This window comes from Kitasatospora arboriphila, from assembly GCF_039528095.1.
GTDB lineage: Bacteria > Actinomycetota > Actinomycetes > Streptomycetales > Streptomycetaceae > Kitasatospora > Kitasatospora arboriphila.
In genome coordinates this window covers 45,249-68,008 of sequence record NZ_BAAALD010000039.1, presented here as the reverse complement: position 1 = coordinate 68,008, position 22,760 = coordinate 45,249, and the positions used below count along the sequence as shown (strand labels likewise).

The 22,760-nt window shown below is 72.8% G+C and carries 22 protein-coding genes; 20 read left to right on the top strand and 2 right to left on the bottom strand.

Annotation, left to right across the window (positions count from 1 at the left end; translation table 11 throughout):
• Positions 1 to 63 precede the first annotated feature (63 nt).
• Positions 64 to 765: a bifunctional DNA primase/polymerase gene (locus ABD353_RS20730; RefSeq protein WP_344625141.1), complete on the bottom strand. Its 702-nt coding sequence runs from the start codon at positions 763 to 765 to the stop codon at positions 64 to 66.
• Positions 766 to 1,313: 548 nt separating this feature from the next.
• On the opposite strand from ABD353_RS20730, the gene nsdA reads away from it, so the two are divergent.
• From nsdA to ABD353_RS20700, 6 genes are all read left to right on the top strand, one after another.
• A complete protein-coding gene (gene nsdA / locus ABD353_RS20725) occupies positions 1,314 to 2,768 on the top strand; it encodes a transcriptional repressor NsdA (RefSeq protein ID WP_344625140.1) in 1,455 nt (484 codons plus the stop codon).
• A gap of 357 nt (positions 2,769 to 3,125) precedes the next feature.
• On the top strand, positions 3,126 to 4,454 hold the full coding sequence (locus tag ABD353_RS20720) for an ammonium transporter (protein ID WP_344625139.1): 1,329 nt from the start codon (positions 3,126 to 3,128) through the stop codon (positions 4,452 to 4,454).
• On the top strand, positions 4,454 to 4,792 hold the full coding sequence (locus ABD353_RS20715) for a P-II family nitrogen regulator (RefSeq protein ID WP_030275697.1): 339 nt from the start codon (positions 4,454 to 4,456) through the stop codon (positions 4,790 to 4,792). Before ABD353_RS20720 ends, ABD353_RS20715 begins: the two co-directional genes overlap by 1 nt.
• Positions 4,793 to 4,883: 91 nt before the next feature.
• Positions 4,884 to 7,334 carry a [protein-PII] uridylyltransferase gene (locus tag ABD353_RS20710; RefSeq protein WP_344625138.1) on the top strand — a complete coding sequence of 817 codons (2,451 nt, stop codon included), beginning with the start codon at positions 4,884 to 4,886 and terminating at the stop codon, positions 7,332 to 7,334.
• A 131-nt stretch (positions 7,335 to 7,465) separates the two neighbouring features.
• Positions 7,466 to 9,031: a signal recognition particle protein gene (gene ffh, locus ABD353_RS20705; RefSeq protein ID WP_344625137.1), complete on the top strand. Its 1,566-nt coding sequence runs from the start codon at positions 7,466 to 7,468 to the stop codon at positions 9,029 to 9,031.
• 109 nt (positions 9,032 to 9,140) lie between these two features.
• The gene (locus tag ABD353_RS20700) at positions 9,141 to 9,683 is read left to right on the top strand and encodes a GNAT family N-acetyltransferase (protein WP_344625136.1); all 543 of its coding nucleotides are present in this window, start codon (positions 9,141 to 9,143) and stop codon (positions 9,681 to 9,683) included.
• A 77-nt stretch (positions 9,684 to 9,760) separates the two neighbouring features.
• On the opposite strand, the gene ABD353_RS20695 is transcribed toward ABD353_RS20700, so the two are convergent.
• Positions 9,761 to 10,579 carry a class I SAM-dependent methyltransferase gene (locus tag ABD353_RS20695; RefSeq protein WP_344625135.1) on the bottom strand — a complete coding sequence of 273 codons (819 nt, stop codon included), beginning with the start codon at positions 10,577 to 10,579 and terminating at the stop codon, positions 9,761 to 9,763.
• 199 nt (positions 10,580 to 10,778) lie between these two features.
• On the opposite strand from ABD353_RS20695, the gene proS reads away from it, so the two are divergent.
• The 14 genes from proS (at position 10,779) to ABD353_RS40495 (ending at position 22,760) form a co-directional block, all read left to right on the top strand.
• Positions 10,779 to 12,191 carry a proline--tRNA ligase gene (gene proS, locus ABD353_RS20690; RefSeq protein ID WP_344625134.1) on the top strand — a complete coding sequence of 471 codons (1,413 nt, stop codon included), beginning with the start codon at positions 10,779 to 10,781 and terminating at the stop codon, positions 12,189 to 12,191.
• Positions 12,192 to 12,701: 510 nt separating this feature from the next.
• Positions 12,702 to 13,280, top strand: coding sequence for a hypothetical protein (locus ABD353_RS20685; protein ID WP_030275691.1), 579 nt, complete (start codon positions 12,702 to 12,704; stop codon positions 13,278 to 13,280).
• A 412-nt stretch (positions 13,281 to 13,692) separates the two neighbouring features.
• Positions 13,693 to 14,124 carry a 30S ribosomal protein S16 gene (rpsP, locus tag ABD353_RS20680; RefSeq protein ID WP_030275690.1) on the top strand — a complete coding sequence of 144 codons (432 nt, stop codon included), beginning with the start codon at positions 13,693 to 13,695 and terminating at the stop codon, positions 14,122 to 14,124.
• Positions 14,125 to 14,126: 2 nt separating this feature from the next.
• A complete protein-coding gene (locus ABD353_RS20675) occupies positions 14,127 to 14,366 on the top strand; it encodes an RNA-binding protein (protein WP_030275689.1) in 240 nt (79 codons plus the stop codon).
• A gap of 251 nt (positions 14,367 to 14,617) precedes the next feature.
• The gene (rimM, locus tag ABD353_RS20670; protein WP_344625133.1) at positions 14,618 to 15,223 is read left to right on the top strand and encodes a ribosome maturation factor RimM; all 606 of its coding nucleotides are present in this window, start codon (positions 14,618 to 14,620) and stop codon (positions 15,221 to 15,223) included.
• A 1-nt stretch (position 15,224) separates the two neighbouring features.
• Positions 15,225 to 16,043, top strand: coding sequence for a tRNA (guanosine(37)-N1)-methyltransferase TrmD (trmD, locus tag ABD353_RS20665; protein ID WP_344625147.1), 819 nt, complete (start codon positions 15,225 to 15,227; stop codon positions 16,041 to 16,043).
• Between the two features lie 155 nt (positions 16,044 to 16,198).
• Positions 16,199 to 16,549 carry a 50S ribosomal protein L19 gene (gene rplS / locus ABD353_RS20660; RefSeq protein ID WP_344625132.1) on the top strand — a complete coding sequence of 117 codons (351 nt, stop codon included), beginning with the start codon at positions 16,199 to 16,201 and terminating at the stop codon, positions 16,547 to 16,549.
• A 100-nt stretch (positions 16,550 to 16,649) separates the two neighbouring features.
• Positions 16,650 to 17,477, top strand: a complete 828-nt coding sequence (gene lepB / locus ABD353_RS20655) for a signal peptidase I (RefSeq protein ID WP_344625131.1) — start codon at positions 16,650 to 16,652, stop codon at positions 17,475 to 17,477.
• Complete coding sequence (gene lepB, locus ABD353_RS20650) at positions 17,461 to 18,441, top strand: signal peptidase I (protein ID WP_344625146.1); 981 nt, start codon at positions 17,461 to 17,463, stop codon at positions 18,439 to 18,441. The genes lepB (ABD353_RS20655) and lepB (ABD353_RS20650) overlap by 17 nt, the downstream gene beginning before the upstream one ends.
• 239 nt (positions 18,442 to 18,680) lie before the next feature.
• Positions 18,681 to 19,673 (top strand): signal peptidase I, encoded by a 993-nt coding sequence (gene lepB, locus ABD353_RS20645; RefSeq protein ID WP_344625130.1) that lies wholly within the window; start codon positions 18,681 to 18,683, stop codon positions 19,671 to 19,673.
• A 288-nt stretch (positions 19,674 to 19,961) separates the two neighbouring features.
• Positions 19,962 to 20,714, top strand: a complete 753-nt coding sequence (gene lepB, locus ABD353_RS20640; protein WP_344625129.1) for a signal peptidase I — start codon at positions 19,962 to 19,964, stop codon at positions 20,712 to 20,714.
• A 31-nt stretch (positions 20,715 to 20,745) separates the two neighbouring features.
• The gene (locus ABD353_RS20635) at positions 20,746 to 21,264 is read left to right on the top strand and encodes an NUDIX domain-containing protein (protein WP_344625128.1); all 519 of its coding nucleotides are present in this window, start codon (positions 20,746 to 20,748) and stop codon (positions 21,262 to 21,264) included.
• Positions 21,265 to 21,319: 55 nt separating this feature from the next.
• Positions 21,320 to 21,646 (top strand): DUF2469 domain-containing protein, encoded by a 327-nt coding sequence (locus ABD353_RS20630; protein WP_030275680.1) that lies wholly within the window; start codon positions 21,320 to 21,322, stop codon positions 21,644 to 21,646.
• A gap of 313 nt (positions 21,647 to 21,959) precedes the next feature.
• Positions 21,960 to 22,760, top strand: a complete 801-nt coding sequence (locus ABD353_RS40495; RefSeq protein ID WP_425555213.1) for a YraN family protein — start codon at positions 21,960 to 21,962, stop codon at positions 22,758 to 22,760.

The following is a 22,760-nucleotide window of genomic DNA, read 5'->3' as shown; positions in this document are numbered from 1 at the left end:
ACGCCCCCCCCCCCCCCCCCCCCCCCCCGGGCGCCCGCCCCCCCGCTCTTCGTACGACTCGGGTCAGGAGGCGAGCCAGGCCGGCTCGCAGGCGCGGGCCCGGCCGCGGTGGCAGGCGTACGCCAGGGTGCCGAGCAGCAGCCGCGCCTCCGGCGGACAGGCCGCGCTCTCCCTGGTCGGGCGGCGCAGCCAGCGCATCGGCCCGAGCCCGCCGAGCACGGTCGGCGGCGCCGCCACGTACGCGCCCGCACCGTGGCAGACCAGGTCGAGCGAGGCGTCGTCCCAGCCCGTCCGGTAGAGCAGTTCGGGCAGCCGGGGGGCGGTGCCGGGGGCGACGAAGAACAGCAGCCGGCCGGCGGGGGAGGCGATCACCGGCCCGACCTGGGTGCCCATCCGCTCCAGCCGGACGAGCGCCTGCAGACCGGGCTGCTCCGGCACGTCCAGCACGTCGAAGTGCAGACCGGCTGGCAGCAGCACCGGCGCGTCCGCGGCCAGCAGCGCGCGCAGTTCGTCCGCGGGGGTGCCGGGTGCGGCCTTCGGGCCGGGCACCGCGTGCAGGCCGGGGGCGGCGCAGTGCGCGGCGGCGCAGTCGCAGACCCCGGGGGAGCGGTGGTGGGCGCGGGCCGCCCCCGCGACGACCGTCCAGCCGAGGCGGGAGGTGTACTCGCCGGCCGCCCGGAGGGTGGTGGCCCTGGTGCGCCGCAGGGTGCCGCGCGGCGCCAGCCGCAGGTGCCGCAGCCGGAGTTCGCCGAACAGGTTGTCCATGCCTCCCCCAACAGGTTCTGGATGCCGGTGGTTACGGGATTGTGACGGTGCGTCGGACGGACCGCGCGGTGCGGGTGGTGCACCGGAGGCGCGCGCCTGTGGATGCGCTCCGATTCGTGCGGCGCGTTCCAGCAGCCGGCGGGCCCCGGAGCTGCGCAGACCGGGAGGTCGCAGTCGCACGAGGATTCCTCCGTCGTCTGGGGTGCCGTCAAAACCGGTAGCATCAGCGGAAGTTGATCCGCCCCCAGGGCGGGAGCCCATCCGTCGGGCATGTGCCGGGGTCACTGCGAACCGGCTACCAGTGAAGCGCGACGCGGCCACTCTTTGTTCACTCTCAGGGGTGGCGAAAGGTGGCGTTTCCTCGGCGGTGCTCCCCCGGATGGCGGAAATCACGTTACGTTCGGCACACGGAGCACAGCGGACCGTCCACAGTACGAGGGTCCGCCTCCTCGGCAGTCGAGCAGGCACGGTACGTCGAGCAAGCGCCCGGACGGTCGGGCACCACGAGCGGGCCCCGAGGCGGGGCCGGGCGGGATGGGGACGTTCCCATGGGAGAGAAGCAACCGAACGAGAAGCTGACGTCGTGGTTCGCCCGAAGCGGCTGGTCCAAGGGCGAGTTGGCGCGTCAGGTCAACCGTCGGGCCCGCCAGATCGGCGCCCACCACGTCAGCACCGACACCTCCCGGGTGCGCCGCTGGCTCGACGGCGAACAACCCCGCGAGCCCATCCCGAAGATCATGTCCGAGCTGTTCTCCGAGCGCTTCGGCTCGGTGGTCTCCGTCGAGGACCTCGGCCTGCGCGCCGCCGTCCCGGTCTCGACCGTCGGCGGCGGCGTCGACCTGCCCTGGAGCGGCGACCAGACCGTCCAGCTGATCAGCGAGTACTCGCGCAGCGACCTGATGCTCAACCGCCGCGGCTTCCTCGGCACCTCGCTCGCCCTGACCGCCGGCGCCGCCCTGATCGAGCCGATGCAGCGCTGGCTGACCCCCGGCCCCGGCGGCGCGCCGACCCCGATCCTCACCGCCGCCAACGGCGGCGAGCCCTACACCGGCCGGCTCTCCGAGCCCGAGATCCAACTGCTCGAGCAGACCACGGTGATGTTCCGCCAGTGGGACGCGCAGAACGGCGGCGGCCTGCGCCGCAAGGCCGTGGTCGGCCAGCTCCACGAGGTCACCGACCTCCTCCAGGAGTCCTATCCCGAGCCCACCACCAAGCGCCTCTTCCGCCTGACCGCCGAACTCGCCCACCTGGCCGGCTGGATGTCCTACGACGTCGGCATGCACCCCAGCGCCCAGAAGTACTACGTCCTGGCCCTCCATGCCGCCAAGGAAGCGGGGGACCGCCCGTTCGGCGCCCTCATCCTGACCGACATGAGCCGCCAGATGATCCACCTCAACCGCGGCGAGGACGCCCTGGAGCTCATCCACCTCGCCCAGTACGGCAGCCGCGACACCGCCACCCCCCGCCAGCAGGCGCTGCTGTACGCGATGGAGGCCCGCGCCTACGCCACCATCGGCGAGGTCAACCGCTGCGCCCGGGCCGCCCGCCTGGCCGAGGACACCTTCAGCGACTGCCGCACCGGCGACGCCGACCCGAACTGGCTCACCTTCTTCTCCGAGGCCGAGCTCAACGCCGAGAACGCGCACTCCTTCCGCGACCTGGCGTACCACTCCAGCCGCAGCCAGCTGTACGCCTCGATGTCCGCGCCGGTGATGGAGCGCGCCGTCGACCTGTTCCGCCAGGACGGCGACCACGTCCGCAGCTACGCCTTCAACCTGATCGGCATGGCCAGCGTCCACCTGCTGCAGAACGAGCCCGAGCAGGCCGCGGTGATGGCCGAGCAGGCCGTCGACATCGCCACCAAGGTCCGCTCCGAGCGGCTGAACACCCGCGTCCGCAAGACCACCGAGGCCGCCAACCGCCAGTACAAGGGCGTGCCCGAGGTCTCCCGGCTCGCCGAGCGGGTCGTGCAGGACATCCCGGAGTTCGCCTCGGCGGTCTGACCGCCACCCGCGAGGAGGCCGGATTCCGGCCACTCGCCCCCCGACCCCGACCGTGGGGGTCCGTGCGGCCTCGTATCCGTACGGGCTCCCCCGCCCTCCGGCCCGCGGGCCCCCACGGTCGGTGAACCACCCCGTACCCGCTGTACCGAGCGGCGGAACGGTAACGCAAGATCTGTCATGGCACGGCCGTGGTTCACGCGCTCGTAACGCTCCCGTCGGTTGCGTCACGGCAGCGAAACACCGAGCCGCATCGGCCGAAATCAGCCTTCGGCACTCTCCTTCACATCGCCGACACCCCGGGTGGCACGGGACAGGGATCCCGGGCGTGGAGCGGCTTCCATTCACGAGGAGACGCCGATGCCGGACGGCTTCAGCGCGGGCGATACCGCCTTTGTGTTCATCTGTGCGGCCCTGGTCATGTTGATGACACCGGGTCTGGCCTTCTTCTACGGAGGCATGGTCAGGGTAAAGAGCACCCTCAACATGCTGGTCATGAGCTTCATCACGCTCGCGATCGTCAGCGTCCTGTGGGTCCTCTACGGCTACAGCCTCGCCTTCGGGCCGGACGCCGGCGCCGGCCTCATCGGCAACCTGGACTTCCTGGGCTTCCGCGGCATCGGGATGAACGACCTCAGCGGCACCATCCCGGTCACCGGGTTCGCCGCCTTCCAGCTGATGTTCGCGATCATCACCCCGGCCCTGATCAGCGGCGCCATCGCGGACCGCGCCAAGTTCACCGCCTGGTCGCTGTTCGTGGCGCTCTGGGTCACCGTCGTCTACTTCCCGGTCGCGCACTGGGTGTTCGCCTTCGACAAGGGCAACGGCGGCTGGCTCGGCGACCGCAACGGCGTCATCGACTTCGCCGGCGGCACCGCCGTCCACATCAACGCGGGTGTCGCGGGCCTGGCGCTCGCCCTGATCCTCGGCAAGCGCATCGGCTTCAAGAAGGACCCGATGCGCCCGCACAGCCTCCCGCTGGTGATGCTCGGCTCCGGCCTGCTGTGGTTCGGCTGGTTCGGCTTCAACGCCGGCTCCGCGCTGGCCGCCAACGGCGTCGCCGGCATGGCCTTCCTCAACACCCAGGTGGCCACCGCCGCCGCCGTCCTCGGCTGGCTCGCCTACGAGAAGATCAAGCACGGCGCGTTCACCACCCTGGGCGCCGCCTCCGGCGCGGTCGCCGGCCTGGTCGCCATCACCCCCGCCTGCGGCTCGGTCTCCGCGCTCGGCGCCATCGCCATCGGCGTCATCGCCGGTGTCGCCTGCGCCGCGGCGATCAGCCTCAAGTACAAGCTCGGCTTCGACGACTCCCTCGACGTGGTCGGCGTCCACCTCGTCGGCGGTGTCATCGGCTCGCTGCTGATCGGCCTCTTCGCCACCGGCCACGTCGGCCAGACCGCCCAGGGCCTGTTCTACGGCGGCGGGTTCGAGCAGCTCGGCAAGCAGGCGCTCGGCGTCGTCGCGGTCGCGGCGTACTCCTTCGTCGTCACCGGCATCCTGGGCCTGGCCATCCACAAGACCATCGGCTTCCGGGTCTCCGAGGAGGTCGAGGTGTCCGGCATCGACCAGGCCGAGCACGCCGAGTCCGCCTACGACTTCACCGCCGTCGGCGCCAGCCTCGTCCGCGCCGTCTCCGCCGCTCCCGCCGCCACCGCCAGCACCGCCGAGAAGGCCGAGGTCGACGCCTGATGAAGCTCATCACCGCAGTCATCAAGCCGCACCGCCTGGACGACGTGAAGGAGGCCCTGCAGGCCTTCGGCGTCCACGGCCTGACCGTCACCGAGGCCAGCGGCTACGGCCGGCAGCGCGGCCACACCGAGGTCTACCGGGGCGCGGAGTACACCGTCGACCTGGTGCCCAAGGTCCGCATCGAGATCCTCGTCGAGGACGACGACGCCGAGCAGCTGATCGACGTCGTGGTCAAGGCCGCCCGCACCGGCAAGATCGGCGACGGCAAGGTCTGGGCCGTCCCGGTCGACACGGCGGTGCGCGTCCGCACCGGCGAGCGCGGCCCCGACGCGCTCTAGCATCAGCACCACACGCTCTTGGCGGACCTGCCCACCGGCAGGTCCGCCGGACGCGTATCCGGCACCCCGCCCCACGGATGGGATCTCCGACGTGACCACGACCGAAGCCCACCCCTCCGACCCGGCCCGCCCGGACGACCACGGCGCCGCCCGCGCCCGGCTGCTCGCCGACCCCGGTCTCGGCGGCGCCGCCCGCCGCACCGCCCTCGCCCGGCTCACCGACGGCTGGCTCGCGGGCCTCCACCGGGACGCCGGCGCACCCGCCGGCACCGCGCTCGTCGCGGTCGGCGGCTACGGCCGCGGCGAACTCTCCCCGCGCAGCGACCTCGACGTCCTGCTGCTGCACGACGGCCCGATCGACCCCCGGCTGCCGGAACGCATCTGGTACCCGGTCTGGGACTCCGGCGCCGCCCTCGACCACGCCGTCCGCACCCTCGACGAGGCCCGCGCCGTCGCCGCGGACGACCTCAAGGCGCAGCTCGGCCTGCTGGACGCCCGCCACATCGCCGGCGACGCCGCGCTCACCGCCTCGCTCCGCTCCACCCTGCTCGCCGACTGGCGGGCCGGCGCCGCCGGCCGGCTGCCCGAACTCCAGCAGCTGTGCACCGAGCGCGCCGAACGCCACGGGGAGCTCTCCTTCCTCCTCGAACCCGACCTCAAGGAGGCCCGCGGCGGCCTGCGGGACGTGGTCGCGCTCAAGGCCATCGCCGCCACCTGGCTCGCCGACGCCCCCCGCGACGGCCTGGAGGCCGCCGCCGCCCGCCTCGCCGACGTCCGCGACGCCCTGCACCTCACCACCGGCCGCGCCACCGAGCGCCTCAGCCTGCAGGACCAGGACCAGGTCGCCGCCCGGCTCGGCGTCCTCGACGCCGACACCCTGCTCCGCCAGGTCTACGAGGCCGCCCGCACCATCACCTACGCCTCCGACGTCACCTGGCGGGCCGTGGACCGCGTCCTCGCCGCCCGCAGCAACCGCGGCCGCCGGCTCTCCCGGATCGCCTTCCCGTTCAGCGGCACCGGCCGCGGCTCCGGCGCGGTCGCCAAGGGCGCCGTGGAGCGCCGCCCGCTCGCCGAGGGCGTCGTCGAGCAGGACGGCGAGGCCGTGCTCGCCCAGGGCGCCCGCCCCGCGCAGGACCCGGTGCTGCCGCTGCGCGCCGCCGCCGCGGCCGCGCAGGCCGGCCTCACCGTCGCCTACGCCACCGTCCGGCGGCTGGCCGCCGAGACCAGGCCGCTGCCGGTGCCGTGGCCCGACGAGGCCCGCGAGCAGCTGATCACCCTGCTCGGCGCCGGCGAGGCCTGCCTGCCGGTCTGGGAGGCGCTGGAGGCCGAGGGGCTGATCACCCGGCTGCTGCCGGACTGGGAGCGGGTGCGCTGCCGCCCGCAGCGCAACGCCGTGCACCGCTGGACGGTCGACCGGCACCTGATCGAGACCGCCGTCAGGGCCGCCGCGATGACCCGCCGGGTGGCCCGCCCCGACCTGCTGCTCGTCGCCGCACTGCTGCACGACATCGGCAAGGGCTGGCCCGGCGACCACTCCGAGGCCGGCGAGGTCATCGTCCGCGACGTCGCCGCCCGGATGGGCTTCGACAAGACCGACACCGACACCCTCGCTCTGCTGGTCCGCCACCACCTGACGCTGGTCGACACCGCGACCCGCCGCGACCCCGACGACCCGGCCACCGTCGACGCGATCACCAAGGTGGTCGGCACCCTGCCGCACCTGGAGCTGCTGCACGCCCTGACCGAGGCCGACGCCACCGCCACCGGCCCGGCCGCCTGGAGCAGCTGGCGCGCCTCGCTGGTGGGCAACCTGGTCGCCCGGGCGGCGGCCCGCCTCGCCGGCGGCGTCAGCCACCCGCCGGCCGGCGACCCGACCGCCGAGCAGGAACGGCTCGCCGTGGAGGCCGCCCGCACCGGCGGACCCGCGCTCTCGCTGCACGCCCACACCGAGACGGGCAGCACCGGCACCACCGGCACCGAGCCGATGGGCGTCGAGCTCACCCTGGCCATCCCCGACCGTCCCGGGCTGCTCGGCACGGTCGCGGGCGTCCTGGCGCTGCACCGGCTCACCGTCCGCTCCGCCTCGCTGCGCGAGCTCGACCCGATCGACGCCGACCCGGTGCTGCTGCTCTCCTGGACGGTCGCCGCCGAGTACGGCGAACTGCCGGAGGCGGCCCGGCTCCGCGCCGACCTGCGCCGGGCCCTGGAGGGCTCGCTGGACGTCGCCCGCAAGCTCGCCGAACGCGATGCCGCCGCGCCCCGGCGGCGCGGCATCGCCACCCCGCCCCCGGTGGTCTCGGTCGCCCCCGGCGCGTCCTCCAGCGCGACCATCCTGGAGGTCCGCGCGCACGACGCGCCGGGCCTGCTGCACCGGATCGGCCGGGCCCTGGACGCGGCCGGGGTGCGGGTGCGCACCGCGCACGTCTCCACCCTCGGCGCCGACGCGGTGGACGCCTTCTACGTCACCGACGCGGAGGGTCTGCCGCTGGCCGCGGACCGCGCGGTGCAGGTGGCCAGAGCGGTGCAGGAGGCGCTCGGCTGAGCCCCGCGCGGGCGGCCGGGGAGCCGGTGCGCCCGCGGGAATCCCGGGATGGAGACCGTTCGCCGGGCGGCCGGATACCCTGGGGGCGACGACAGTACCCGTACCGATGCCGCAAGGGACCCGCGACCGACGTGTTCGACACTCTCTCCGACCGCCTCGCAGCGACGTTCAAGAACCTCCGGGGCAAGGGCCGCCTCAGCGAGGCGGACATCGACGCCACCGCCCGCGAGATCCGGATCGCGCTGCTGGAGGCGGACGTCGCGCTGCCCGTGGTGCGGGCGTTCATCAAGCAGGTGAAGGACCGGGCCCTCGGCGCGGAGGTCTCCGGCGCGCTGAACCCGGCCCAGCAGATCATCAAGATCGTCAACGAGGAGCTCATCAGCATCCTCGGCGGCGAGACCCGGCGCCTGCGCTACGCGAAGAGCGGCCCGACCGTCATCATGCTGGCCGGTCTGCAGGGTGCCGGTAAGACGACGCTCGCCGGCAAGCTCGGCCACTGGCTGAAGCAGCAGAAGCACACCCCGCTGCTGGTCGCCTGCGACCTCCAGCGCCCCAACGCGGTCACCCAGCTGGGCGTCGTGGCCGACCGCGCCGGCGTGGCCTTCTACGGCCCGGAGCCGGGCAACGGCGTCGGCGACCCGGTGAAGGTGGCCCGCGACTCGATCGAGTACGCCCGCCAGAAGCAGTACGACGTGGTCATCGTCGACACCGCCGGCCGCCTCGGCATCGACGCCGAGATGATGCAGCAGGCCGCCGACATCCGGGCCGCGGTCGACCCGGACGAGGTCCTGTTCGTGGTCGACGCCATGGTCGGCCAGGACGCGGTCACCACCGCCCAGGCCTTCCTCGACGGCGTCGACTTCACCGGCGTGGTGCTCTCCAAGCTCGACGGCGACGCCCGCGGCGGTGCCGCGCTCTCGGTCGCGCACGTGACCGGCCGCCAGATCATGTTCGCCTCCAACGGCGAGAAGGTCGACGACTTCGACGCCTTCCACCCGGACCGGATGGCCTCGCGCATCCTCGGCATGGGCGACATGCTCTCGCTCATCGAGAAGGCCGAGCAGACCTTCTCGCAGGCCGAGGCCGAGAAGATGGCCTCCAAGCTGCAGGGCGGCGGCAAGGACTTCACGCTGGACGACTTCCTGTCCCAGCTGGAGCAGGTCCGCAAGATGGGCTCGATCTCCAAGCTGCTCGGGATGCTGCCCGGCATGGGCCAGATCCGCGACCAGATCAACAACATCGACGACAAGGACGTCGACCGCGTCGGCGCGATCATCAAGTCGATGACCCCCGCCGAGCGCACCGACCCGAAGCTGATCAACGGCTCGCGCCGGCTGCGCATCGCCAAGGGTTCCGGCGTCCAGGTCGGCGAGGTCAACAACCTGGTCGAGCGGTTCTTCGAGGCCCGCAAGATGATGTCCGCGATGGCCTCGGGCAAGGGCATCCCCGGCATGCCGGGCATTCCCGGGATGGGCGGCGGCGGCAAGCGCTCCGCCAAGAAGGCCCCGGTCGCCAAGGGCAAGCGCAAGTCCGGCAACCCGCTGAAGCGGGCCCAGGAGGAGGCGGCCGCCGCCGAGCGCCGCGCGCTCGGCCCCGGCCAGGGCCAGCAGGCCGCGCCGGGCGGCGCCTTCGGCCTCGGCGCGGGCAAGGGCCCGTCCGACTTCGAACTGCCCAAGGAGTTCAAGGACCTGCTCTGACGGTCCCCGACCGCCGGCCCGCCGCACCTCCCCGAGGAGCGGCGGGCCGGCGGCGTCCCCGGGCCCGCCGTGGCCGATCGCCGGGGCCGCCCGGCGTCCCACCGCACACATGCACGATGATGGTGGTGTGCGAGTGAGGATCAGGGAACCCCGACCGGACGACGTGGCCCCGTACGCCGAGGCGGTGCGCCGCTCGGCCGATCACATAGGCCGGTGGAACCCGGTCGAACCGGACGGCCTCGCCGAGCTGCTGGACCGTCAGGGCCCGGGCCTGCGCACCTTCCTGATCGAGGACGTCGACACCGGCGGGCTCGTCGGCAAGTGCAACGTGGCCAACATCGTGATGGGCCGGTTCTGCAACGGCGCCCTCGGCTACGACTCCTACCTGCCCTACGCGGGCACCGGACGGATGACCGAGGGCATGCGGCTGGTGGTCGACCGCTGCTTCGCCCCCGGCGAGCGCGGCGGGCTCGGCCTGCACCGGCTGGAGATCAACGTGCAGCCGGACAACGCCCGTTCCGTCGCCATGGCCGAGCGGCTCGGCTTCCGCCACGAGGGCTTCACCCCGCGGATGCTGTTCCTCTCAGGCGCCTGGCGCGACCACGAGCGGTACGCGCTGACCGCCGAGGAGTGGACCCCGATCGACCGCTGACCCGCGTCGTCCGACCGTCGGCCCGCGTCCGCCCCGGGCCCGCGGCGGACGGACGTCCACCCCGGGCCCGCGGCGGCTCAGCGGGGCTGTTCGGCCACCACGTAGCGGAACACGTTGGCCATCCGGACGGAGGCGTCCGCCTGCACGAAGGGGTGCAGCGCCTCCTCCAGCTCCTTGGTCACCAGCGCCGGGCCCCACTCCTCGATCGCGCCCCCGTACAGACCGGTGGAGAGCATGCCGCGGACCGCGCTGTCGAGGTCCGGGTAGGCGAACGGACAGCTGACCCGGCCGCTGCCGGCGGGTCGGAGCCCGACGCCCGCGCACAGCTCCTCCAGTGCGCCGGGGGAGCTCAGCGCGAACGGGTCGAAGGACGGCGTCCGGACCGACCGGCGCCGGGCCACCTCCAGCACGCCCGCGCTCTCGCACCGCTCCGGCGGACCCCAGCCGGCCAGCACCACGTGCCCGCCCTGCAGGGTCAGCGCCGCGGCCTCCAGCACCAGCACCGCCGGATCCGCCACGTAGGCGAGCTCCTCGAAAACGGTGACCAGCGAATACGCCGAGCGGGGGACGGACTGGCCCGACCGGTCGACGCCGCCGGCGCCCGCCACCCGCAGCCGCCGGCCCTCCGCGAGCTCGCGCAGCTCGGCCTCCGCCTCCAGCCCGGCCACCTGCGCGCCGCGCTCCGCGGCGAGCAGCAGGGCGAGCCCCGAGCGGCATCCGAGACCGAGCAGGCTGGTCGCCGGACCGACCTCCAGCCGCCGGTATACCGCCTGGTAGAGCGGCACCAGCATCCGCTCCTGGATCTCCGCCCAGTCACGCGCCCGACCGTGCGACCCCGCTCCGCCACCCGCGTGCGGGCGCTGCGCGGTCGTACCGGTCACCTGCGCTGAAGCCATCGCGGCCTCCCATTCGGTGTGTGCGTCCGATGCTCCGGCTCCCCCCGGTCGTGTCCCGCCCCGCCTTCCAGCGAACAGCGCCCCGGCCCCGCCGTCCAGAGGTGTGCAGGGAGTGTCCGTGCGCCGAGGCGTGCGCCCCCGCAGTGCGCCGGTGAAACGGATTCACGGTCGGCACACCGATCGCCGTACCATTCGCCCCATGGCCAAGACACCCGTACTCACCCCCCAGTCGGAAGACTTTCCCCGCTGGTACCAGGACCTGATCAACAAGGCCGAACTGGCCGACAACGGTCCGGTGCGCGGAACGATGGTCATCCGACCGTACGGGTACAGCCTGTGGGAGCGGATGCAGCAGGAGATGGACGCCCGGATCAAGCGCGCCGGTGCCCAGAACGCCTACTTCCCGATGTTCATCCCGCAGTCCTACCTGACCAAGGAGGCCGAGCACGTCGAGGGCTTCGCGCCCGAGCTCGCCGTGGTCACCCACGGCGGCGGCAAGGAGCTGGAGGAGCCGGTCGTCGTCCGCCCCACCTCCGAGACGATCATCAACGAGTACTTCTCGAAGTGGGTCCAGAGCCACCGCGACCTGCCGCTGCTGATCAACCAGTGGGCCAACGTCGTCCGCTGGGAGCTCCGCCCGCGCGTCTTCCTGCGCACCACCGAGTTCCTCTGGCAGGAGGGCCACACCGCCCACGCCACCTACGAGGACGCCCGCGCCTACGCCTCGCGCATCCACACCGAGGTCTACGGCGACTTCATGACCAATGTGCTCGGCATCGACGTGGTGCTCGGCCGCAAGACCGCCCGCGAGCGCTTCGCCGGCGCCATCAACACCCTCACGCTCGAAGGCATGATGGGCGACGGCAAGGCCCTGCAGATGGGCACCAGCCACGAGCTGGGCCAGAACTTCGCCAAGGCGTTCAACACCACCTACCAGCTGCAGGGCGCCGAGCGCGAGCACGTCTGGCAGACCTCCTGGGGCGTCTCCACCCGCATGGTCGGCGGCCTGATCATGTCCCACGGCGACGACAGCGGCCTGCGGGTGCCGCCGCGCCTCGCCGCCGTCCAGGCCGTGGTGCTGGCGATCAAGGGCGACGAGGCGGTGCTCGCCAAGGTCCGCGAGATCGGCGCCGCCCTGGAGGCCGTGGGCGTGCGCACCGTCGTCGACGACCGGACGGACACCCCGTTCGGCCGCCGCGCCGTCGACTGGGAGCTCAAGGGCGTCCCGCTGCGCATCGAGGTCGGCCCGCGCGACCTGGAGAACGGCACCGCGATGCTGGTCCGCCGGATCGCCGGCGGCAAGGAGCCGGTCGCGGCCGACTCCCTGGCCGCGGTCGTGCCCGGCATCCTGGAGGAGGACCAGGAGCTGCTGCTCCGCCAGTCCCGCGAGCGCCGCGAGTCCCGCACGGTCGACGTCGCCTCCGTGGAGGAGGCCGTCGAGGCCGCCGCCACCGGCTGGGGCCGCATCTCCTGGGCCGACCTCGGCCCGGAGGGCGAGGCCGAGCTGGCCGAGCAGGGCGTCTCGGTGCGCTGCATCGTCGCCGCCGACGGGTCCGTGCCGGAGGCCGACGACCAGCCCGGCAACGTCGCGATCGTCGCCCGCGCCTACTGACCGCCGCCGCCCGGTCCACCGGCCGCCCCGAGCGGCCTGGCGGGTGCCGGGTACCGGGTGCCGGGCGCCGGGCCGGAGAGTCAACGATCGTGGAGCGGACGGGCGGCGCCGGTCGGGGAACGGTACAAACCGAAGCCGCTCCGGAACCGGCTCCGTTGCAATTCGATGCCGATTCAGCGGATTGTTAACCGAGGTTTGCACACTGCTCGTCGATGCTACTCGCCGGTCAACTCCCGGCGGTGCGAAACAAGCGGTACGGTATACGGCCCGTGGCCCTGTCAATTTTGACCGGGCTGCGGGCCGTCCGCCTTGGGACGGCGTGCGCGTTCCCCGGGAGATAGCCGAGAGCCCCGCCGAGAATCGACGGGTCCACAGATGCAGGGGGTTGGTCTTGCGTCAGGTCAGAACAACGCAATTCAGGAGCGGGTGCGCATTCCTGAGAGATTGCTGGGAATTCCCGGTGAACGGGAACTCGCGGAACATCGGCCCTCTCTCCATCGTTGGTCCAGCGTGAGCACGACACAGCCTCTCGTCCTCGCGGCCGAACTGGCCGCCGCCTGGAGCGACATCCAGGCCCACCACCAGGACCTGCCCGACCTCGCCTCGCCCGAGGCGCTGATCGGCGAGTCCTCCTCGGCGTGCGGCACCCGGCTCGGTTTCGAGCGGTTGCTGCACGAAGCCGCCCACGGGCTGGCCGCCGCGCGGGAGATCCGCGACACCTCGCGGGCCGGCCGCTACCACAACCGGCGCTTCCTGATGCTCGCCTCCGAGCTCGGGCTGGCCCACCCGGTCGAGCCGCACGCCAGCAGCGGCTTCTCCCAGGTGACCATGCTCAAGGAGACGCAGGACAGGTACGCCGACACCATCGAGCGGCTGGAGCGCGCCCTCGGCGCCCACCAGCTCGCCGTCGCGGGCGAGGGCGGCCACCGGGCCTTCCGCGGTCCGGCGGCGCGGCACGGCTCGTCCGGTGGCGGCGTCCGCGTCAAGGCGGTGTGCGGCTGCGGGCGGAACGTCCGTGTCGTCCCCTCCGTGCTCGCCCAGGCGTCCATCGTCTGCGGCGCCTGCCAGCAGCCGTTCAAGATCGGCTGAGTACCGCCCGCCGGCCGCCGTGCCGTCGGTGAAAACCCTCCAGTTCGACAGTTCGCTGTGCTCGGCTCTACCGGGGGCGGGGGCCCTCGGTCGGGCCGATCTGCAGTGCTGTCGTCCGTGCTGTCGTCATCGCTCGTCGCCGTGCACCGCTCCCGGCAGGGTCCTGCCGGGGCCCCGTGCCGCGCTGCCGGGCCCGTCGCGCGCCATTCCCGCCGCTCCGGCCGGCGGCGACCCCGCGCGGGCCGGTTCGGGCCCTCGGCCCGACTGTGGCAGAATGGACAGCTGAGTACTCGGCAGCCGAGCAGGACCCCTCTCTCCTACGGCTGGCGTGTCCCTTGAACGGCCGGTCGCCGCAACCCCACGCGGTGGCAGCGGCCGCTCACCCACGTCAACACCAGGAGAATCCACTCCCGTGGCAGTCAAGATCAAGCTCAAGCGTCTCGGCAAGATTCGCTCCCCGCACTACCGCATCGTCGTCGCCGACTCGCGCACCAAGCGTGACGGCCGCGCGATCGAGGAGATCGGCATCTACCAGCCGACCTACAACCCCTCGAAGATCGAGGTCGACGGCGACCGCGCCCAGTACTGGCTGTCCGTCGGCGCCCAGCCGACCGAGCCGGTCCTCGCCATCCTCAAGCTCACCGGTGACTGGCAGAAGTTCAAGGGCCTGCCCGCGCCGGAGCCGCTGAAGGTCGCCGAGCCGAAGGTCGAGGACTTCTCGCACCTGTTCGCCAAGGCCGTCGCCGGGTTCGAGGACAGCACCACCGGTGTTGCCATCACCCCGAAGGCCAAGAAGGCGGACAAGGCCGAGGCTGACGCCGAGGCCGCCTCCACCGAGGCCTGAGCATGATCGAGGAAGCCCTCGACCACCTGGTGAAGGGCATCGTCGAGCACCCCGACGAGGTGCAGGTGCGCTCGCGCAACCTGCGCCGGGGCAACACCATCGAGGTCCGGGTCCACCCCGACGACCTCGGCAAGGTGATCGGCCGCGGGGGCCGCACGGCCCGCGCACTGCGCACCGTGGTGGGTGCGCTCGGCGGCCGCAACGTCCGGGTCGACCTCGTCGACGTGGACAGCATCCGCTGACGCGGAGCCGTCAGGTCATCGTCAGGTACCAGGGGCCGGCCGGGACGCACAGCGTCCCGGCCGGCCCTTCTGGCGTTCACCGCCCGGCGTGACGCCGGGACCGGGCCGGACGCCGAGGACCGGGTCACGAGAACCAGGTCACGAGAACTGGGTCACGAGAACCAGGTCAGACAGAGCAGGCCGGCCGGAGCCAGACCGGCCGGAGCCAGGAACGCGCCGCGGGCGCGGGAACACCCAGGAGAACGATCACCGTGCAGCTCGTCGTCGGCAGGATCGGCCGTGCCCACGGCATCAGGGGCGACGTCAGTGTCGAGGTCCGCACCGACGAACCCGAACTCCGGCTCGGACCGGGCGCCGTCCTGCTCACCGACCCGGCCTCCACAGGCCCGCTGACCGTCGAGTCCGGCAAGGTGCACAGCGGCCGGCTGCTGATCCGCTTCGCCGGCGTCAAGGACCGCAACGCCGCCGAGGCGCTGCGCGGCACCATGCTGATCGCCGAGGTCGACCCGGAGGAGAGCCCCGACGACCCGGACGAGTACTACGACCACCAGCTGATCGGCCTGGACGTGGTGCTCACCGACGGCACCCTGATCGGCGAGCTCTCCGAGGTCGTCCACCTGCCGTACCAGGACCTGCTCACGGTCACCCGGCCGGACGGCAGCGAGGTGCTGGTGCCGTTCGTCGAGCAGATCGTCCCCACCATCGACCTGGAGAACCAGCGCGCCGTGATCACGCCGCCGGCCGGGTTGATCGAACCGCTGGAGTCCGAGACGGACGCCGAGGCCGGCCCGGTCTCCGAGGCGGGTTCGGGCTCCGAGGGCGGCGAGGAGTCGGCGGGCGGTGCCGGGCGTGAGTGAGATGCGGATCGACGTCGTCACGATCTTCCCCGAGTACCTGGAGCCGCTGAACGTCTCCCTGGTCGGCAAGGCCCGGGCGCGCGGCCAGCTGGACGTGCACCTGCACGACCTGCGCAGCTGGACGACCGACGTGCACCGCACCGTCGACGACACCCCGTACGGCGGCGGCCCCGGCATGGTGATGAAGCCCGAGCCGTGGGGCGCCGCCCTGGACGCCGTGCTCGCGCAGGGGCCGGAGGGAGAGGTGCCGACCCTCGTCGTCCCGACCCCGAGCGGCCGCCCGTTCACCCAGGAGCTCGCCCAGGACCTGGCCGGCCGCTCCTGGCTGGCCTTCGCCCCGGCCCGGTACGAGGGCATCGACCGACGGGTCATCGAGGAGGCCGCCACCCGGATGCCGGTGGTCGAGGCGTCGATCGGCGACTACGTGCTGGCGGGCGGCGAGGTCGCCGTCCTGGTGATGGTCGAGGCCGTCGCCCGGCTGCTGCCCGGGGTGCTGGGCAACGCCGAGTCCCACCGGGACGACTCCTTCGCGCCCGGCGCCATGGCCGATCTCCTCGAAGGCCCCGTCTACACCAAGCCCGCCGAGTGGCGCGGCCGCGAGGTGCCGGAGGTGCTGCTCAGCGGCCACCACGGCAAGATCGCGCGCTGGCGCCGCGAGCAGGCCTTCGCCCGGACCCTGGCCAACCGGCCCGACCTGGTCGACCGCTGGCGGCTCGGCTCCTTCGACAAGAAGGAGCGCGAGGCGCTCAACCTGCTCGGCCTGGTCTGGGACGAGGAGGCCGGCCGATTTCGGTCGACGGCTGGGGCTGTGGAAGAATAGGCGACTGTTGTCTGTCGCTGGGCGTCCCCCTCGGGGTCGCCACGTGGCCCGACGCGCCCGCCACAGGGGGTTCGTCGCCAGTCCATGCGGCCCGCAGCACCATCCTTTCTCACGACTTCCGTGGACGGCCTGTGGCGTCTGCGATGGAGAGCACCATGAGCAACAAGCTCGCTGCTGTCGACGCGGCTTCGCTGCGGTCCGACATCCCGTCCTTCCGTCCGGGTGACACCCTCAAGGTCCACGTCCGGGTCATCGAGGGCAACCGCTCCCGCGTCCAGGTCTTCCAGGGCGTCGTCATCCGCCGTCAGGGCTCCGGCATCGGTGAGACCTTCACCGTCCGCAAGGTCAGCTTCAACGTCGGCGTGGAGCGCACCTTCCCGGTGCACACCCCGGTCGTCGAGAAGATCGAGGTCGTGACCCGCGGTGCCGTCCGCCGCGCCAAGCTGTACTACCTCCGTGACCTGCGCGGCAAGGCCGCGAAGATCAAGGAGAAGCGCGACAAGTGATCCGTCGTCCCGGTCCGCCGGGACACGGAGTCTCGGGCCGGGCGCACGCTCCCGGGCCGCAGGCCTTGGCGTTTCAGGCCCTGGGGATAGGCTCAGCCCGATGACCACGCACGAACCTTCCACGGACCGCGACGGATGGTCCGCACCCACCGGTGCGGACCATCCGGCGCGGTCCGTGGTCGTTCCCGCCGGTCCCGACCCGGATTCCGACCCGGATTCCGATTCGGAATCCGCCCCGGAACCGGCCCCGGAGGAGGACTCCGGCCGGGGCTGGGGCCGCGACCTCCTGCTGATCGGCGGGACGTGCCTGCTCCTGCTGCTCGTGGTGAACGCCTTCGTGGCACGGCCGTTCGCGGTGCCGTCCGGTTCGATGGAGAACACCCTCCGGCCCGGCGACCGGGTGGTGGCCAACGAACTCGCCTACGCCTTCGGCGGGCACGTACGGCGCGGCGACGTCGTTGTGTTCGACGGGACCGGTTCCTTCCTGCCGTACGCGGACGAGCCCTCGGCCGGCCGACGGCTGCTGGACCGCCTCGGACTCGCTCCGGGAGGCGACTCGGTGTTCGTGAAGCGGGTGATCGGCGTGGGCGGCGACAGGGTGACGTGCTGCGGATCGGACGGACGGCTCAGGGTGAACGGGGTACCGCTGGACGAGAGCGCCTACCTGGCGCCCGGGGACGCGCCGTCGCGCGTGCCCTTCGACGTGGTGGTGCCGGACGGACGGCTCTGGGTGATGGGCGACCACCGCAGCGACTCCCGTGACTCGCGTGACCACCTCGGTGAGCCCGGGGGCGGCTTCGTCCCGGAGTCCAGGGTGATCGGCCGCGCCGAGTGGGTGGTCTTCCCGTTCGGCCGCTGGACTTCGCTCGACCGGCCCGAGGCTTTCGCCGCAACAGGGGGGACTGGTGGCCATGGGCACCCGAGGTAGGGGCAGGACGATCGAGGCCGAGCCGGAGCAGGGCCGCCCCAGCACCCCGGTGCGCGGCCGGGCCGACCGGCGCCGGACCGCCCAGCGGGCCGCCCGCAGGCGGCGGCGTTCGCTGCTGCGCGAGATACCCCTGGTGGTGGTCGTCGCGCTGGTGATCGCACTGGTGCTGAAGACGTTCTTCGTCCAGGTCTTCGTCATCCCCTCGGGGTCGATGGAGGAGACCATCCAGATCGGCGACCGCGTCCTGGTGGACAAGCTCACGCCGTGGTTCGGCAACGAGCCGGGCCGGGGCGAGGTCGTGGTCTTCCGCGACCCCGGCGGCTGGCTGGAGAACGACCGCAACCCGTCCGACGACGGGCCGGTGGTCAAGAAGGTCAAGCAGGTCTTCTCCTCGGTGGGCCTGCTGCCCTCCGACAACGAGCACGACCTGATCAAGCGGGTCATCGGTGTCGCCGGCGACACCGTGGAGTGCTGCGACCCCCAGGGGCGGGTGAAGGTCAACGGCAACCCGGTGGACGAGCCCTACCTGGCACCGGGCAACGTGCCGTCCCGCCAGCCGTTCAAGGTCACCGTGCCCGCCGGGCGGCTGTGGGTGATGGGCGACCACCGCGACCTCTCGGCGGACTCCCGCTTCCACATGTCCAACCCCGGCAACGGCACCATCCCGGTGAGCAACGTCGTCGGCCGGGCCTTCCTCATCGCCTGGCCGCTGCCGAGGCTCGGTCAACTCGACGTGCCGACGTCACTCTCCTCGATCCGGGCCGGTTCGGCATCCGGATCCTCCCCGGTCACGCACGCGTCGACCGCACAGGCACCCGCCGCGGCGCTCCCCGCGCCGACCGGATTGGTCGGCCTTCCGCCGACTCCTGCGGAACCCTCGCTCGTTATGGGTGTGTTGGGCGTCCTTCCGTTCGCCGTCAGGCGGAGGTCGACCGGGCCACGGCGGACCCGCCGGTCCGGTTGATGGATCCGGCCGCCGTGTGGGAGCACGGGCGGGCCGATCGGGAGTGATAGAGAAGTGCTGGAATGCTCGGCGCATGGTCTCTCGTGACCTTCCCGGGTTCTCGGGTCGCCACCGGTGTCGGACGAGCCCTCTGCGGGCAGGCTGATGCGGGTCGACGGTCGGTTACGGAGCGTGGTGCCCGCTGTGCGGCACTGGTGAGCGCGGGCGCACGGGCGTCCGCACAGCAGGGAGGAGATGTCGTGGGGGATCTGGTGGTCGGTGCCCGCTCGGGCGCCCCGGAGCCCGAGGGCACGGGGGGCCGCGCGGTCCGGTCGGCCCAGTCCGGGCAAGCCGTGCAGCCCGCCGACGCGGGCACGGCTGCCGCCGCCGGCGGTAGGCTCGTCGGTGCCCCGAACGACGCGGAGGACGTGGTGAGCGAGGCCGCGGAGGAGAACGACACCGCGCAGGACAGCCCCGATCAGGCCGCCCGGCGGCCGCAGCGGCAGCGGTCGTTCTGGAAGGAACTGCCGATCCTGATCGGCATCGCGCTGATCCTGGCGCTGGTGATCAAGACCTTCTTCGTCCAGGCCTTCTCGATCCCGTCCGGCTCGATGGAGCAGACGCTGAAGATCGGCGACCGCGTCCTGGTCGACAAGCTGACCCCCTGGTTCGGATCCGAGCCGGAGCGCGGTGAGGTCGTGGTCTTCCACGACCCGGGCGGCTGGCTGAACGACGAGCCGACCCAGCAGAACAGCAACGCCTTCGTCCGCGGCATCCAGAACGTCTTCAGCTTCATCGGCCTGATGCCGTCGTCCAACGAGAAGGACCTCATCAAGCGGGTCATCGCGGTCGGCGGCGACACGGTCGAGTGCCAGGGCAGCGGGCCGGTCAAGGTGAACGGCGTCGCCCTGGACGAGCCGTACCTGTACCCCGGCAACACCCCGTGCGGCGAGAAGCCCTTCGGTCCGGTGAAGGTTCCGGAGGGGCGGATCTGGGTCATGGGCGACCACCGCGGCGACTCGCTGGACTCCCGCTACCACCAGGACCAGCCCGGTGGCGGCACGGTGCCGGTCAAGAACGTCGTCGGCCGCGCCTTCGTCGTCGCCTGGCCGATCGGCGACTGGTCCACCCTGCCGGTGCCGGACACCTTCGACCAGAAGGGCCTCTCCGCCTCCGCGCCGCTCCTGCCGCCGACGGCCGGGGCCGCTGCCGCCGTCCCGGCCGTCTGGTTGCTGCGCCGGAAGAAGCGCTGACCCGGGCGCCGGCATCGAAGCGGGTGCCGGCGCCGGAGCGACTGTCGGCCTGAGTGTCGACGCCGAGGCGGGCACCGAAGCGGGTGCCGGCACCGGAGCGGGGTGGGCGGGCCCCGGGAAACGATCCCCCGCCGACTCTTGCGCGAGCCGCGGTACCGACGAGTAATCTGCTCGGACGTGCCGCGGCTCGCCGGCTCTCCGGAGCCCGGTGCAGTGCCCGTACCGCAGGCGCGGACCACTCAGGGGCGAGCCGGCCGAGCCCGCACCGACCAGGAAGGTGCGACCGCGATGAGCAGTGTCACGGAGCGTCCGGCCACCGCGGCGACACCCCGCAGGCCCCGCCGGAGCATCGCCTCGCTGCTCCAGGGCGTCGCCATCGCCGTCGGCTTCGCGATGCTGGTCGGCGGATTCGCCTACCTCGCGCTGCAGTACCGGCCGTACCGCATCCCCACCACCTCCATGACGCCCACCCTGAAGAACGGCGACACCGTGCTCGCCCACCGGGCGGACGGGGCGTCCGTCGGCCGCGGCGACATCGTCGTCTTCAGCGAACCGCTCTGGGGCGGCGCCACCATGGTCAAGCGGGTGGTCGCCGTGGGCGGCGACACCGTCGCCTGCTGCGGATCGGACGGGCGCCTCACCGTCAACGGCACCGCCGTCGACGAGCCCTACACCGACCAGCACCTCGGCCCCGGCGAGGGCTACCGCATCACCGTGCCCGAGGGCCGGATCTTCCTGCTCGGCGACTCCCGGTCGAACTCGCTCGACTCCCGCAGCCACCTCGACCTCGCGAGCGGTACCGTGGCCGCGACCGACGTGGTCGCCCGCGTCGAGGGCATCGTCTGGCCCTCCGACCGGACGGCCGCCGTGCCGCGGACCACCGCCTTCGACGACGTGAAGGGCCGGCCCGCCTCGGCGCACGGCCTGCTCGTCCCCGCCGCCTACGCGGCGGTCGGCGGCGGAGCCCTCGTCCTCGCGGCCGGCGCCGCCGGCTGGGCGGTGTCGATCGTCCGCTGGGTCGGCCGACGCACCCGCCGCTGACACGGGCCGCTGTGGGCCCCGGAACCAGGAGGTGAGCGGATTGGCCGCCCTGCGCCGCCGCGCCGCCCGCGTGCTGCTGCTGGACCGCAGCGACCGGGTGCTGCTCCTGCGCGGGCTCGACCCGGCCGTCCCCGGCACCACGTGGTGGATCACCCCGGGCGGCGGGCTGGAGCCGGGCGAGGGCCTGCGCGAGGCGGCCCTGCGCGAGCTCGCCGAAGAGATCGGCCCGGCCGAGGTGGAGCTGGGGCCCGTCGTCGCGTACGGCACGGTGACGTTCTCCTTCCAGGGGCAGGCGTACGAGCAGGAGCAGTGGTTCCACCTGGCCCGGACCGAGGCCGAGCCGGACGCCTTCGGCCTCGCCGCCGCGGGGACGGGCGCCACCGGCCCGGCGACCGCCGGCGACGGCGAGCACGCGCTGCTGCTCGCCGCCCGCTGGTGGACGGTCGAGGAACTCCGCGGCACCGCCGAGACGGTCTACCCGGCGGGCCTGGCCGAGCTGGTCGAACAGCTGGTCGCGCAAGGCCCGCCAGTCCCACCGGTACGGCTTTGACGGCGGGTGCGGTGGTCCACAATGGGGTGGACGTGACGAGTGAGGGGACGCCTGGATGAGTGCCGAAGACCTCGAGAAGTACGAGACCGAGATGGAGCTCAAGCTCTACCGGGAGTACCGGGACGTCGTCGGACTCTTCAAATTCGTGATCGAGACCGAGCGGCGGTTCTACCTCACGAACGACTACGACCTGCAGGTCCACTCGGTGCAGGGCGAGGTGTTCTTCGAGGTGTCGATGGCGGATGCGTGGGTCTGGGACATGTACCGGCCGGCCAGGTTCGTCCGCAAGGTGCGGGTCCTGACCTTCAAGGACGTCAACATCGAGGAGCTGGCGAAGAGCGACCTGGAGCTGCCGTCCGACGACGCGTCGTTCGGGAACTGAACGGCGAGGCGACCGGCGAGGCAACCGGCGAGGCGACCGGCGAGGCCACCGGGGAAGCACCTGCTGCGCCGACCGGGACCGCGGATGCGTCGGCCGACAGCGACCGGCGGCATCGGCTGTCGGCAGCGGGCAGCGCCGCGTCCGGAGCACCGAGCATGGACGGGTCGATCGCCCCGTGTCCAGAGCGGCTCCGCAAAGCCACCCCTGCGAGGGACCCGGGTTGTCCACAGGCCCGAGTTGTCCACAGGTCCTGACACCGCGGCGCTCCCGCCACGGCCCGCACGGCAACCTCCGTGGCACGGAGGTGATGGCCGTGCAGAGTTCCAACAACGGTCTCGGCCGCTACGGCGAAGAAGTGGCCGCCCGCAGGCTCGCCCACGAGGGCCTGCACATCCTCGAACGCAACTGGCGGTGCGCCGAGGGTGAACTCGACATCGTCGCGCTGGACGGCGACACCCTCGCGATCTGCGAGGTCAAGACGCGTTCGGAACGCGCGTTCCAGCAGCCCACCGAGGGCATCGACCGGCCGAAGGCCGACCGGCTGCGCAGACTCGCCGAGCGCTGGCTCGCCGAACGCTGGCCCACCTACTTCGAACTGCTCGCCGAGCGGGTGACGTACGTGCCCCGGGGCGACGGACTGCTCGTGCCCTCGGCCGCATCGGCCCACTCGACCCCCTCGACCTCGGTCGGGCTCCCGCTGCCGGACCTTCCGGACCGGGATCCGGTGGACCTGGACCATGCTGCGGGTGCGGGTGCGGGTGCGGGTGCGGGTGTGCGGCCGAGGATGAAGGCCGCGAAACGCACCGGGAAGGCGGCCCGGGAGCACCCCGAGCCACAGGACGCGGCACAGACCGACGAGCAGTCCGAGCCACAGTCCGAGCCACAGTCCGAGCCGCCGGACGAGCGGGCAGCCGAGCGCCCGGCCGGCGGGAAGGGCCGGGCCCGGAAGCGGACCGCGGCGAAGCGTGGCGGCACCGCCGCCTCGGACGCAGCAGCCCTCGGCACCGGTCTGCCGCCGCCACCACCGCCCGGCGGCGTCCGCATCGATCTGGTGGCCGTCGTCAACCGGGCCAAGGGCGCGGCCCTGGTCGAGCATCTCCGAGGGGCGCTCTGA